Here is a 13,787-nt window from a genome sequence, read left to right on the forward strand (position 1 = left end):
CGGGCGGTGCGGCAGGTGCTGGTGCAACAAAAAACCCCTCGTGCCAAAAGGCAATCGAGGGGAGCGCGCCGGACGGGGGCGCCGAGCAGTCGATGCTCAGCGTCAGCCGACGCGCTTTCCAAGTACGAGAATTCGGGTGCGCATGTCACTGACCCTCCCCCCGACGTGCACCGACTGTCAAGTGGGTGGGACAGGCGTCTCATCATGTGAGCGCAGAGCCGTGCCGCCTCTGAGCATGGTGGCCACCCCCGACGTGTACCCGCCGGAGCCGCCGCCCGCGAACGCGGGTTCGGCCGGTCCGTGCGGCATCGGACAGTGACCGGCGCCGAGCGCCCTGCGCAGCCGGTACTCGTCCAGGGGTCCGGAGAAGGCCATGCCCTGCCCGTGCGTGCACCCCATCGCGCGGAGGGCGACGACCTGCTCGGACAGGTCCACCCCGTCGGCCACGGACTGCATCCCGAGGTCGCCGGCGATCCGCAGCAGTCCGCTGGTGATCTTGTGCAGCCGTGCGGACTCGACCACGCCCTCGACCAGGCTGCGGTCGAGTTTGAGCACGTCCACGGGGAGCCGCCTGAGGGCGGTGATCGCCGCGTAGCCGTCGCCGAAGCCGTCCAGGGCGATGCGGACGCCGACGCGCCTGAGGGCGGTCAGGCGGCGCTCCAGCTCGTCCAGGCAGACCCGCGGGTCGGTTTCGGCCACCTCGACGACCAGCGAGCCGGAGGGCAATCCGTGCCGGGTGAGCAGGGCCTCGATCGAGCTGAGCGGCAGTGAGCGGTCCAGCAGCCTGCGGGCGCCGATCCGGACGGCCACGGGCACCGACGCCCCCGTCGCCTGCCGTTCGGCGGCCTGCTCGACCGCCTCCTCCAGCAGCCAGCGGCCCAGCTCGGCGGTCTTCTCGCTGTCCTCGGCGACGCGCAGGAACTCCGCGGGGGTGAACAGCACCCCCTGCGCGGAACGCCAGCGCGCCTGCGCGCAGACCGAGGTGATCCTGCCGTCCTCCAGGGACACCACCGGCTGGTGCAGCAGCGCGAACTCCCCGTCGTGCAGCGCGGCGCGCAGCCGGGTGGCCAGCTCCGCCCTGCGGACGACGTCCTGCTGCATCTGCGGCCGGTACAGCTCCACCCGGCCCTTGCCGGCGGCCTTGGCCCGGTACATGGCGAGGTCCGCGTTGCGCAGCAGTTCACCCGCGCCGAGGGCCGGTTCGGCGAAGGCGACACCGATGGAGGCGTTGACCCGGACATCGTTGCCGTCGATGAGGTAGGGCTGGGACAGGGTCACTCTGAGACGGTCGGCGAGCTCCAGGATGTGCCGCTCGCGGGCCTCCCGGTCACGGGCTCCGTCGCCCACGATCAGGGCAGCGAACTCGTCGCCGCCCAGCCGGGAGGCGGTGTCGCCCTTGCGGACCGCGTCCCGGAGTCTGCGGGCGGCGTGGATGAGCAGCTCGTCCCCGGCCTGGTGGCCGATGGTGTCGTTGACGGCCTTGAAGCCGTCGAGGTCGATGAAGAGCACGGCCGTGCCCCTGAGGGCGGCACCCCGGTCGGAGGCGCGGCGGCCGGACAGGGCCTGCTGGACGCGCCGGGTGAACAGGGCGCGGTTGGGCAGGTCGGTCAGCGGGTCGTGTTCGGCGTTGTGCTGGAGCTGCGCCTGCAGGCGCACTCTCTCGGTGACGTCCCGGCTGTTGAAGATGAGGCCGCCGTGGTGCCGGTTGACGGTCGACTCCACGTTCAGCCAGCCTCCCCCACTCTCGGCTTCGCTCGAGCGGGGGGACCCCCCTGAGCGGGAGGTGCCCCACCGCCGGAGCGGAAACGGCATTCGATGCGCGTGGTGGGTTCCTCGACGGGGTTGGCGGCGAGGAAACGGCGCACCTCGTGCACGACGCAGCCCAGGTCCTCCGGGTGGATGAGCTGGGCCAGTTCCGTACCCACCAGCTCCTCCGCGGGACGGCCGTACACCCCGGCGGCGGCCGGGGAGACGTAGCGGAGCATGCCGCTGGGGGCGGCGATCATGATGACGTCGCTGGAGCCCTGCACCAGGGAGCGGAAGTGGTTCTCCTTGTGCGCCAGTTCCTGGGTGAGGGTGATGTTGTCGAGCAGCATGATGCCCTGGCGCACGACGAGCGCGAGCACCACGGTGCCACCGGTGAGCAGGACCACGCGGTCGACGCTGCGACCGTTGAGGACGGTGTAGAGGATGCCCAGGGTGCACACCGCAGCGGCGAGATACGGGGTGAGCGCGGCGAGGGAACCGGCGATGGGCCGGGAGACCGGATAACGGCCGCGCTCACCGCCGGGTCCGGGGAGATGGTGGTGGCCGGGTCCGCCGCGCTGTCCGGGCAGGTGCTCGCGCACCACGCGCGTGTGCCCCTCGTCCTCGGACCGGTCGCCCCTCGGTCCGGTCCAGGGTGCGTACGCCAGGAGCAGCGAGCCGGCGAACCAGCCCGCGTCGAGCAGCTGTCCCGAGCGGTAGGTGTCGTGCAGCAGCGGAGAGGTGAACACGGCGTCGCACATCACGGTGAGCGCGAGCGCACCGATCGCGGTGTTGACCGCGGAGCGGTTCACTGCCGACCGCCGGAAGTGCAGGGCGAGCACCATGCTGACCAGGGCGATGTCGAGCAGCGGATAGGCCAGCGACAGCGCGGTGTGCGCCACGTGCTCACCGCCGGCCTGCGCGGTCTGGGCGAGCGCGAGGCTCCAGGCGAGGGTGAGCAGGGAGCCGCCGATCAGCCAGGCGTCCAGCCCCAGACAGACCCAGCCGGCCTTGGTCACGGGCCGTTTGGCGAGCACCAGCAGCCCGACGATGGCGGGGGGCGCGAAGCACAGGAAGAACAGGTCCGCGTAGCTGGGACTGGGTACGGGAAGCCCGAGAACGACCTCGTACCACCCCCAGACCAGGTTGCCCAGGGACGCCATGGCGGAGGAGATGCCGAACAGCAGCCAGGCGGACCGGAAGCTGACGCGGCGGCCGCGCGCGTAGAGGAAGCAGGACACGGCCGCCGCGGCCGCGGCGGCGCTCAGCCCGAAGTCACCCATGATCAGAGCGAGTCGGTCCGATCCCCAACCGAGCGCGGCCCCGATGGCATAGACCGCGCAGACGAAGGCCAGGACGAGCTGCGGGACCAGGCCCGCCCGGCGGTCCACGGCCGTCGGGCGGGCCGGCGTCACTCCTGGGGCGGGCTGCGTCCGCGCCGCCCCCTCGAGCGTGGAGGTGGAGGCCGGCGCGCTCACCGGTCCCTCCCGGCCCGCGCTGCCTCCAGGTCCCTCGGATGCCGCGACACCTCCGCGCCCTCTGGGTTCCGGGGCGCGGGGCGGGGCGGCCACTCGCCGCGGTGACCCCGGCTGCGCGCAGTCGTGCGCCAGGGTCGCCGCCGGCGGCTCCGTCGCGTCGGATCGCTCGTCCATAGGCCGTGCATCGCCCGTCGCCCCCCTCACAGTCCGCAATGTCAATCCCCCGCGCCGATCGGTCAGCGGCGCAGCCCCTGTCGGGACGATACACCAGTCTCGTCACTCAGGGACATAGCTTCTCTACGCTCCGTGACGATCACCTGACGCGCGAGCACCCGTCGCACCCGAACGGTCGCGGACCGTGCTCGAAGCGGACTACGCGCTTGCCGCCCCCGTCACCAGGATCACGTTGCGGAGCTCCTCCTGGTTCAGGAAACGGTTCAACTGGTCCACCAGCAACCGCTCGGCACGTGGCCGGAAGGCGGAGGTGGGTCCGCCCGCGTGCGGGCTGATGAGGACGCCCGGCGCCCGCCACAGGGGATGTTCCGCGGGAAGGGGTTCGGGATCGGTGACGTCGAGGGCCGCGGTGATACGGCCGCTCTCCACCTCGGTGAGCAGGGCCGAGGTGTCGACGACGGGCCCCCGCGCCACGTTCACGAGCAGGGCGCCGTCCTTCATCCGGGCCAGGAAGCCGACGTCCACGAGGTGTCGGGTGGACTCGGTCAGCGGGGTGGCGAGGACGACGACGTCCGCCTCCGGCAGCATCGAGGGCAGTTCGGTGAACGGATGCACCGGGCCGCGCGCCGTGGTGCGCTCGGAGCGCGCAACGCGCGCCACCCGCGCGAGCTCGAACGGGGCGAGCCGGTCCTCGATCGCCGCGCCGATCGATCCGTACCCCACGATGAGCACGTTCCGGTCGGCGAGCGCGGGCCGGAATCCCCCGAGCCACTCCCCCTTGTCCTGCGCCCGCACGAAATCGGGCAGGCCGCGCAGCGAGGCCAGGATCAGGGCGAGCGTCAGCTCCGCCGTGCTCGCCTCGTGCACACCGCGCGCGTTGCACAGCCGCACGCCGGGGCGCAGGTGCCGCAGACCCGGCTGCACGTGGTCGATGCCGGCGGACAGGGTCTGCACGACCCGGACGGAGCTCATCAGCGGCAGCGGGCGCACCCCGACCTCGCTGGGCTTCATGTACGGCACGACGTAGAACACGCAGTCGGCCGGGTCGGCGGGGAAGTCCTCGGCGCCGTCCCAGAAGCGGTATTCGGGCCCCTCGGGAAGGCCCTCGATCTCGTCCGGCGGGAGGGGAAGCCATACGTCAGCAGTCATGGCCAGGAGGCTATGTCAGGGGCGTACGGCGGCAGAGGTTAGGTTGGTGGCCGGGAGAGGGAGGGTCACGACCAGGTGGAGCGCAGGACGATCGGCGCGACGGCGCTCGCGGTGGGGGCCGTCGGACTCGGGTGCATGCCGATGAGCTGGGCCTACAGCACCTCGCGGCAGCGCGGCGAGGACTCGCTCAGGGCGGTGCACCGGGCACTCGACCTGGGCTCGACGCTGCTGGACACGGCCGACATGTACGGCCCGTTCACCAACGAGCTGCTGTTGGGGCGGGTGCTGAAGGAGCGGCGTGCCGACGCCTTCGTGTCGACGAAGGTCGGTCTGCTGGTGGGCGATCAGCACATCGTGGCCAACGGCCGCCCCGGATACGTGAGAAGAGCCTGTGACGCGTCCCTGCGGCGGCTCCAGACGGACGTCATCGATCTCTACCAGCTGCACCGCGCGGACCCGGAGGTGCCGGTCGAGGAGACCTGGGGCGCGATGGCCGATCTCGTCCGGGCCGGAAAGGTACGGGCGCTGGGGCTCTGCGCGGTCGGCGCGCGGTCGGCGCGGCGGCCGGGGGCACGGCTGCACGACACGACGATCCGGCAGCTGGAGCGGGTGCAGCAGGTCTTCCCGGTGAGCGCGGTGCAGGCGGAGCTGTCGGTGTGGTCGCCGGAGGCGGTGGAGGCGCTGCTGCCGTGGTGCGGGGCACGCGGCGTGGGCTTCCTGGCCGCGATGCCGCTCGGCAACGGCTTCCTGACCGGCACGCTGACACCGGGGGAGGGATTCGAGGCGGACGATCTGCGCGCCCGGCACCCGCGCTTCACGGCCGAGATGATGGCCGCGAACCAGCCGATCGTGGTCGGCCTGCGCCGTGTCGCCCGCCGGCACGGCGAGGACGTCACCCCGGCGCAGGTGGCTCTGGCCTGGGTGTTGTCCCTGGGCGGGCAGGTGGTCCCGGTGCCGGGCGCCAAGCGGGAGCGGTGGGTCGCCGAGAACGCCGGGGCGGCGGAGCTGCGCCTGACGGAAACGGACCTGGCGGAGATTGCGGCGCTGCCCGCGGCACAGGGGTCGTGGGACTGAGGCGGGACGGGACTGGACCGGGGCTGGGGCTGGGCTGCGCGGTGATCGACGATTCGGACTCGCGTGATCGGGAACCTGTGGGGCGCGAGCGGGGTATGACAGGTAGAACCTGCCGTGTCGAAGGGACAAGATCGTGCACCATCGAGCCGTTACGGCCGTGCTGGCCGCCGCCGCGCTCCTGCTGACGGCCGGCTGTTCCTCCGACGACGGAGGAGCGCCGGGTGGAGGCGACACCCCGTCGAGCCGTGCGACGGGGCAGTCCTCGCCTGCGGAGCGCGGCGCCGAGGAGACACCCCCGGCGAAGGGCTCGGTGAAGGTGCTCCGCACGGTCACCGAGGACCTGAACACCCCCTGGGGTCTCGCGCCCCTGGCCGACGGCGATCTGCTGGTGTCCTCCCGGGACGAGGCGACGATCACCCGGGTCGACACGAAGACGGGCGAGAAGTCCGAGCTGGGCGAGGTGCCGGGGGTGGCGCCGGCCGGCGAGGGCGGTCTGCTCGGCATCGCGCTCTCCCCGGAGTTCGCCTCGGACCACATGGTCTACGCCTACTTCACCTCGGCCTCGGACAACCGCATCGTCCGCATGATCTACGACGAGAAGAAGCCCGCGGGCCAGCAGTTGGGCGCACCCGACACCGTCTTTCGCGGCATCCCCAAGGGGATGGTCCACAACGGTGGCCGGATCGCGTTCGGTCCGGACAAGATGCTGTACGTGGGCACGGGCGAGAGCGGGGACACCGGACTCTCCCAGGACAAGGAATCCCTGGGCGGCAAGATCCTTCGGCTGACCCCGGAAGGTGAGCCGGCACCGGGCAACCCGTTCCCCGACTCCCCGGTGTACTCGTACGGCCACCGCAATGTGCAGGGCCTGGCCTGGGACGGCAAACAGCGCTTGTTCGCCTCGGAGTTCGGCCAGAACACCTGGGACGAACTGAACGCGATCAAGCCCGGTGACAACTACGGCTGGCCCGAGGCCGAGGGCTCGTCCGACGACGGCTTCCACAATCCGGTGGCCCAGTGGAGGCCGGACGAGGCCTCCCCCAGCGGCATCGCGTACGCCGAGGGGTCGATCTGGATGGCGGGCCTGCGCGGCGAGCGCCTGTGGCGGATCCCGCTCAAGGGCACGGAGGTCTCGGCAAAACCGCAGGCCTTCCTCAAGGGCGAGTACGGCCGGCTGCGCACGGTGGCGTCGGCCGGCGGCGACAAGCTGTGGCTGGTCACCAGCAACACGGACGGCCGCCTCACTCCGAGGGAGGGCGACGACCGCATCCTGGAGGTGCGGGTGAGCTAGGGCCTGTCCGGCGGAGCAGGGCGCAGGAAATCGACGGCGCCTCATCGGCGCGGGTGAGCGAAGCCGAGAGTGGGGGAGAAGTCGAGAGCGGGGGATTCGGCAACCGACGGCAACGCCGCTGGGCCCCTGCTCGAAGAGCTTGAGGGAGGGGCGTCCCGGACCCCGCGTCTGCGGCATGATCCGCCGGACAGGCCCTAAGGCCCCTCGTTCGGTTCCGGTTCGGGGTGGGCCGGTGACGGGCGTACGACGACCTTTCCGGAGGCGAGGTCTATCGGGCCGCGTCCGGGGTCGGCGTCGCCGACGTCCTCCCGGGTCAGCTCCAGCCGCTTCTGCTCGTCGTGGGTGTGTTTGCGGCCGGGTGCGAACAGTTCCTCGAAGAAGTTGAACATCGCTCCCCCTTTCAGGACCGCGTGGGCGTGGCACCCATCATCCCGCGGCCCGCCGGTCCCCGGCCTCGGCCTCGCCCTCGGCCGGGAAGAGGCCCAGGCGATGGGCCAGTGCCGCCGCCTCGCCCCGGCCGGAGACACCCAGCTTGGCGAGGATGTTGGACACGTGGACGCTGGCCGTCTTCGGTGAGATGAACAGCTGCTCGGCGATGCGGCGGTTGGTGTGGCCGGCGGCCACCAGGCGCAGCACGTCGCGTTCCCGGCCGGTGAGGCCGAGGGCGTCGGCCGGATCCGTGGGCGCCGGGGCGGACTCCCGGGCGGCGGGGGCCGGTGTGAGGCGGGCGCGCTGGGCCAGCAGGGCGACCGACCGGGCCAGCGGGGCGGCTCCGAGGTGCTCGGCGACAGCTCCGGACAGCCGCAGCAGCTCCGTGGCGCGGGCGCGCTCGTCCTCGCCCGCCCCGGAGGCGAGCAGCGCCTCGGCGAGCCGGAAGCGGACCCGCGCAAGGTCGTAGGGCCGCTCCAGCGGTTCCAGCGCGGCGACGGCGGCGGCCCACTCCCCCGGCGCCGACCGGCCCTCGGCGCGCAGCAGTTCGGCGCGCAGCCACACCTCGTACGCCTGCCACAGCGGTACGCCGGTCGCCAGGGTCTTGGCCGCCGCACGGAGGTGTCCGAGGATCCGCGGGCGGTCCGGTTCGGTGACCGGGTCTCCGTGGGCGTCGGCCTCGGCGGTCGCGGCGGCGAGCAGCAGCGGCCAGCCGTAGCGCTGGGTGCCGGGTGGGAACCCGGAGTCGAAGTCGCCGAGAGCGGTGAGCAGTTCGGTTCGGGCGTCGGCGAGACGGCCCTCGGCGGCGGCTGTCCCGATGGCGACCCAGGCCATCGGCAGGGAGTACTGCGGCATGGAGTCGTGGGTGCCGAAGGAGGCGCGGGCCGCGTCGAGATGACGGTGCGCGGTGGCCAGGTCGCCCCGGTCGAGGGCGAGATGGGCCAGCCGTACCCAGGCCCCGGCCCGCGGCTTGGCGCTCTGCTCCAGGTGCTGGGCGCCGGCTGCGGCCTCGGCCGCCTCGTCCCAGCGGCCGAGGGAGTGGAGGGACTCGGCGAGGTTGCCCCACACCCAGCCCTCCGCGTCCAGCAGCCCGAGCCTGCGGGTGACCCGCACGCCTTCGCGCAGGAGTCCGGCCGCCTCCTCCGAGCGGCCGATGCCTTCGAGGACGGAGGGCAGGTTGATGTGGCTGCGGCCCACCACCGTGTCCACACCCAGTTCGGTCGCCCGCTCCTTGACCTCGTACATCTCGGCGAGGCCGGCGTCGATGGCGCCGGCGTCGACCATGAGGCCCCCCAGGGTGAGCCGGGCATTGAGTTCGATGTCGTGGGCGCCGACCATGCGCGCGTACTCGACGGCCCGTTCGGCGGCCGCCATGGCCTCGGGGCCCGGTTCGTGCAGCATGGACCAGCCGGCGGCGGAGGCGAGCACCTCGGCATGCACTTCGGAGGGCGGCAGGCCGCGCACCAGGTCCTGGGCGAAGCCGAGCTCGGTCCAGCCGTCGCCCCGGGAGAGGGACGTGGTCAGCCGGGAGCGCTGCACCCAGAACCAGGCGGCGCGCAGCGGGTCCGGTTCCTCCTCGAGGACGCGCAGGGCCCGCTTGGTGATCTTCATGGCACGTTCGCGTTCCCCGCAGAGCCGTCCGGCGACGGCGGCCTCGGCCATCAGGTCGAGGTAGCGCAGGGGGGTGGTCTCGGGGTCGCTGCCGCTGGGGGTTCCCCCACGCCCTTCAGGCAGCGGGGAAGGGTAGATCGCGGCGTAGTCGGCGGGGCGCAGGGTGGCCCGCAGGTCGTCGGGGACGGCGTCCCACAGTTCCATCGCCCTTTCCAGCAGGCCCAGTTGCTCGGAGTAGGCGTGACGCCGACGGGCCTCGACGGAGGCGTCGAGGACGGCGGGCAGCGCTTTGGCCGCGTCGTGGGCGTGGTACCAGTAGCTGGCCAGGCGCGTCACCCGCTCGTCGGCGGGCACGGGCGTGGGGTCGGCCTCCAGGGCCTCGGCGTAGCGGCGGTTGAGGCGGGAGCGTTCGCCGGGCAGCAGGTCGTCGCTGACGGCCTCGCGGACCAGGGAGTGGCGGAAGCGGTAGCCGTCGCGGTCGGGCGCGGTCGTGAGGATGCTGGCGTTCACCGTCGAGCGCAGCGCGTCGAGGAGGTCGTCCTCGGGGAGCCGGGCGACGGCGGCCAGCAGCCGGTACTCGACGGTGGAGCCGCCCTCGGCGACGAACCGGACCACCTGTTGGGCGCTCTCCGGCAGCCGCTCCACCCTGACCAGGAGCAGATCGCGCAGGGAGTCGGTGAGACCGGTGCGGCAGCCCTCGTGGGAGGCGACGGCGAGCTCCTCGACGAAGAAGGCGTTGCCGTCGGAGCGTTCGAAGATCTCGTCGACGCGGTCCGGTTCGGGTTCCCGGGCGAGGATGCCGGCGATCTGACGGCCGACCTCCTCGCGGTTGAAACGGCGGAGTTCGATGCGGTGGACCGTGCGGAGCCGGTCGAGTTCGGCGAGGAGGGGGCGCAGCGGGTGACGGCGGTGGATGTCGTCGGAGCGGTAGGTGGCGAGGACGACGAGGCGGCCGGTGCGCAGGGTGCGGAAGAGGTAGGAGAGCAGATGCCGGGTGGAGGCGTCCGCCCAGTGCAGGTCCTCCAGGGCGAGGACGACGGTGTGCTCGGCGGCGACGCGCTCCAGCAGGCGGGCGGTGAGTTCGAAGAGGCGGGCCATGCCCTGTTCGTCGCGCCGGGCCTCGGGGGCGACGGTGCCGATTTCGGGCAGCAGGCGGGCCAGTTCCTCCTCCTGCCCGGCGGCCGCGGCGGCGAGTTGGTCGGGCAGTTCGCGGCGCAGCTGTCGCAGGGCGGTGGAGAAGGGGGCGAAGGGCAGTCCGTCGGCGCCGATCTCGACGCAGCCGCCGAGCGCGACGACCGCGCCCCGGCGACGGGCCTCGGCGGCGAACTCCTCGACGAGGCGGGTCTTCCCGACACCGGCCTCTCCCCCGATGAGCAACGCCTGCGGATCGCCCGCGCCTTCGGTGGCGCGGGCGAGCGCGGTGTTCAACGCGTCGAGTTCACCGGCACGACCGACGAACACGGGACTGACGGACCTGGTCTCCACGGCCCCGAGCATCGCACGGGGGTCCGACATCGCGGCACCGGTTTTCACCGCGTGGAGCACTGCCGGACGGCGCCCGTCGGCGACGGGAGCGGGCCGGAGCCCCCTGCTCCCCTCGGTGTTCATACGGCTCGGGCGAACCGGTGCCGGCGTGGGCCGCGGCCATGGCTCTCGGGCTCGGTGCCCCGCGCGGCGGCTCCGCGGCGGGCGGCGCGCTCGAGGCGGACGGCCTCGCGGGCCTGATGGTCCTGCTCGGCCTCGCGGATGAGCTCGGTGGAACGGTACTTGTGGATCTCGTACTCGTACATGGTGTGATCCCTCGGAGAGTGGGGGTCGGACATCGCTTTCCGCGATGCCTCCACCTTCGTCTCCCAGGCGGGCCGGCCACATCGGAAGAGTTCCGCATCTTCAGCGGCCGTCGGGGCCTTAGACGTGCGGGGAGATACGCGTGAGGGGCCTTAGCCCGTCCGTGAGGTGCTCGTGGACGGCCTGAGGCCCCGTGCTCGCGGTGCGCCCCGGAGGGCTCCGGAGCGCGGGCGCTATCGGTCCGCACGCGCGCGTGCCCGCCGCCATTCGGGGGCCAGGACCGACCACACCTCCAGGTCGTGCCGTACGCCGTGGTGGAGATGGGCCTCGCGCCGCACCCCGTCCCGGGTCATGCCGAGCCGACGGGCGGTGTTGAGGCTGGGCTCGTTGCCGGCGGCGGCGACCCACTCCACGCGGTGGATGCCGCGCTGCTCGACCGCCCAGTCGATCAGCACCCGCATCGCCCGGGCGACGAGCCCGCGCCCGGTGGCGGCGGGCTCGAGCCAGCAGCCCACCTCACAGGTGCCGTTCTCGGCGTCGAAGTGGAGGGTGAGCACCCCGCCCACGAGCCTGCCGTCCAGCCACAGGCCGTGCAGCGAGGCCGTGTCGGCGGCGCGGAGGTCGGCGTACCGCTGGAGCGCCTCCCGCGCGGTGGGCACGTCGGTGGCCCGGGAGCCGAAGGGGACGTACTGGTTGATGAACTCCCGGCCCCGCTCCAGATGGGCGAGGAACTCCTCCGCGTGCCAGGGCTCCAGGGGGCGCAGTTCGGCTCCGTCGTCACCCAGTCGTATCGCGTACATCCCGCTTCCGCCCCTCCTGCTGTGCGGGCACGGTCGCCGCCCCGGCGTCCGTGGCCATGGCCGTGACCAGCCTTTCATGGGCGGCGCGGGCCTCGGGGGGCTCGATGCTGATGCGCGGCAGGATCCGGTCCAGCGAGCGCGGCAGCCACCAGTTGGCCCCGCCTAGCAGATGCATGAGCGCGGGGACCAGCAGGGTCCGGAGCACGAAGGCGTCGAGGGCGACGGCCACGGCGAGTGCGATGCCGAACATGGCGATCACGCGGTCGCCGGTCAGGACGAAGGCGAGGAAGACCGAGATCATGATGACGGCGGCGGAGTTGATCACCCTGCTGGTCTCCGCGAGACCGACCCGTACCGCGCGCCGGTTGTCGCCGGTCTCCAGCCATTCCTCGTACATGCGGCTGATCAGGAAGACCTGGTAGTCCATGGAGAGTCCGAAGAGGACCGACACCATGATCACGGGAAGGAAGGGTTCGATGGGGCCCGCGCTGCCGAGGCCGAGCAGTTCGCTGCCCCAGCCCCACTGGAAGATCGCCACGACCACGCCGAAGGCGCCGGCGACGGCGGCCACGTTCATCGCGGCGGCCTTGAGCGGGATGGCGACGGACCGGAAGGCGAGCAGGAGCAGCAGACAGCCCAGGCCGACGACGACACCCACGAACACGGGCAGCTTGCCGATGATGACGTCGGCGAAGTCGTCGTAGCCGGCCGTCACCCCGCCGACCCGTACGTCGAGGGCGGTACCGGCCTCGGCGCGCGGCAGCACGTCCTGGCGCAGCCGGTCGACCAGGTCGCTGGTCTGCTTCGACTGCGGGGAGGACTCGGGTACCACGGTGAGGTACGCGGTGTCACCGCCGGAGCTGTGGACCACCGGTCCCACGGAGGCGACGCCCTCGGTCGCGCTCAGTGTGGGACCGAGCCGGTCCAGGGCGAGCCGGTCGGCGGCGCCGTCGACCTCGGTGACGAGGGTGAGGGGGCCGTTGGCCCCGGGCCCGAAGCCGTCGGCGATGAGGTCGTAGGCCTGGCGGGTGGTGGACGTCTTGGGTGCGTTGCCCTGGTCGGAGGTGCCGAGGTGCAGGGAGAAGGTGGGCAGCGCCAACACCGCCATCACGACCAGCGCGAGCGCGCCGAGCAGCCTGGGGTGGCGCTCGACGAACACCGACCAGCGGGCGGCGAAGCCGGTCGGCAGCTCGGGCTGGGGCCCGAGTTCCGCCAATCGGCGCCGCTCGCGGCGGCTGAGCGCGCGCATGCCGATGAACGACAGCAGGGCGGGCAGCAGGGTGATGGAGGCGGCCACGGTCAGCACGACGGTGAGTGAGGCCGCGACGGCGACGCCGTTGAGGAAGTTCAGCCGGAGGATCAGCATGCCCAGCAGGGCGATGCACACGGTGGCACCCGCGAACACGACCGCGCGTCCGGTGGTGGCGACGGCCTCGGTGGCGGCCTCGGTGACGGACAGCCCGCGCTTCAGTCCGCGCCGGTGCCTGGTCACGATGAACAGCGCGTAGTCGATGCCGACGCCGAGTCCGATCAGCATGCCGAGCATGGGCGCGAAGTCGGCGACGGTCATCACGTGCCCGAGCAGCACGATTCCGGCGTAGGCGGTGCCGACCCCGACCAGCGCGGTGGCGATGGGGAGCAGCGAGGCCGCGAGCGAGCCGAAGGCGAGGAAGAGCACGACGGCGGCGACGACCACACCGACGACCTCGGCGAGGTGCCCTTCGGGGGCCTCGGTCAGTGCGGCGGCGCTGCCGCCCACCTCTACCCGGAGTCCGTCGGTCTCCGCGGCCTGGGCCGCCTCGACCACGGCCGCCGCCTCGGCCGGGTCGATGTCCTTGGCCGGGGCGTCGAAGGTGACGGTGGCGTAGGCGGTGCGGCCGTCCGCACTGATCCGGCCGGGGCCCTGGGCGTCGTACGGGCCGGTCACGGCGGCGACGCCGGGCAGTTCCTCGATCCGGTCCAGGGTGCGGGTCATGGTCTGCTCGACGCCGGGGTCCCGGACACTGCCGGACGGGGTGTGCCAGACAAGGGTGTCGCTGTCACCCCCGAGGGTCGGGAACCCTTCGTGCAGCAGCTCGGCGGCGTGTCCGGACTCGGTACCGGGCACGTCGTAGTCGTTCGAGTACGCGGATCCGGTCGCGAAGGCCCCTGCCGCGACCCCGCCGAGGGCGAGGAGCCACAGCAGGACCGTGATCAGACGGCGTCGGACACACCAGCGTGCGAGGGCTGCCACGAAACGTGCTCCCA

At 72.6% G+C, this 13,787-nt stretch carries 8 protein-coding genes and 1 pseudogene; 2 read left to right on the forward strand and 7 right to left on the reverse strand.

The genetic code is table 11. The annotated features are described in order from the left end of the window. Nucleotides 1–177: 177 nt before the first annotated feature. Together DIZ27_RS27705 and DIZ27_RS27715 are read right to left on the reverse strand one after the other, a co-directional pair. Nucleotides 178–3,224, reverse strand: a pseudogene (locus DIZ27_RS27705) (putative bifunctional diguanylate cyclase/phosphodiesterase). Between the two features lie 372 nt (nucleotides 3,225–3,596). Then, entirely contained in the window at nucleotides 3,597–4,547 is a 951-nt protein-coding gene (locus tag DIZ27_RS27715) for a 2-hydroxyacid dehydrogenase (protein ID WP_109381190.1), read from the reverse strand. Nucleotides 4,548–4,622: 75 nt separating this feature from the next. Between DIZ27_RS27715 and DIZ27_RS27720 the strand changes: the two genes are divergently transcribed. Next, nucleotides 4,623–5,621, forward strand: coding sequence for an aldo/keto reductase (locus tag DIZ27_RS27720; protein WP_109381191.1), 999 nt, complete (start codon nucleotides 4,623–4,625; stop codon nucleotides 5,619–5,621). Nucleotides 5,622–5,754: 133 nt separating this feature from the next. Beyond that, nucleotides 5,755–6,912, forward strand: a complete 1,158-nt coding sequence (locus DIZ27_RS27725; RefSeq protein ID WP_109381192.1) for a sorbosone dehydrogenase family protein — start codon at nucleotides 5,755–5,757, stop codon at nucleotides 6,910–6,912. A gap of 194 nt (nucleotides 6,913–7,106) precedes the next feature. On the opposite strand, the gene DIZ27_RS27730 is transcribed toward DIZ27_RS27725, so the two are convergent. From DIZ27_RS27730 to DIZ27_RS27750, 5 genes are all read right to left on the reverse strand, one after another. Beyond that, entirely contained in the window at nucleotides 7,107–7,301 is a 195-nt protein-coding gene (locus tag DIZ27_RS27730; protein WP_109381193.1) for a DUF6191 domain-containing protein, read from the reverse strand. A gap of 37 nt (nucleotides 7,302–7,338) precedes the next feature. Next, nucleotides 7,339–10,449 carry a helix-turn-helix transcriptional regulator gene (locus DIZ27_RS27735; protein WP_181383719.1) on the reverse strand — a complete coding sequence of 1,037 codons (3,111 nt, stop codon included), beginning with the start codon at nucleotides 10,447–10,449 and terminating at the stop codon, nucleotides 7,339–7,341. 107 nt (nucleotides 10,450–10,556) lie between these two features. Then, entirely contained in the window at nucleotides 10,557–10,742 is a 186-nt protein-coding gene (locus DIZ27_RS27740) for a hypothetical protein (RefSeq protein WP_109381195.1), read from the reverse strand. A gap of 231 nt (nucleotides 10,743–10,973) precedes the next feature. Continuing rightward, entirely contained in the window at nucleotides 10,974–11,540 is a 567-nt protein-coding gene (locus DIZ27_RS27745; protein WP_109381196.1) for a GNAT family N-acetyltransferase, read from the reverse strand. Continuing rightward, nucleotides 11,518–13,773 carry an MMPL family transporter gene (locus DIZ27_RS27750; protein ID WP_109381197.1) on the reverse strand — a complete coding sequence of 752 codons (2,256 nt, stop codon included), beginning with the start codon at nucleotides 13,771–13,773 and terminating at the stop codon, nucleotides 11,518–11,520. The genes DIZ27_RS27745 and DIZ27_RS27750 overlap by 23 nt, the downstream gene beginning before the upstream one ends. Nucleotides 13,774–13,787: the final 14 nt, after the last annotated feature.

The organism is Streptomyces sp. NWU339 (assembly GCF_003143855.1).
In the GTDB taxonomy this organism is placed as follows: Bacteria; Actinomycetota; Actinomycetes; order Streptomycetales; family Streptomycetaceae; genus Streptomyces.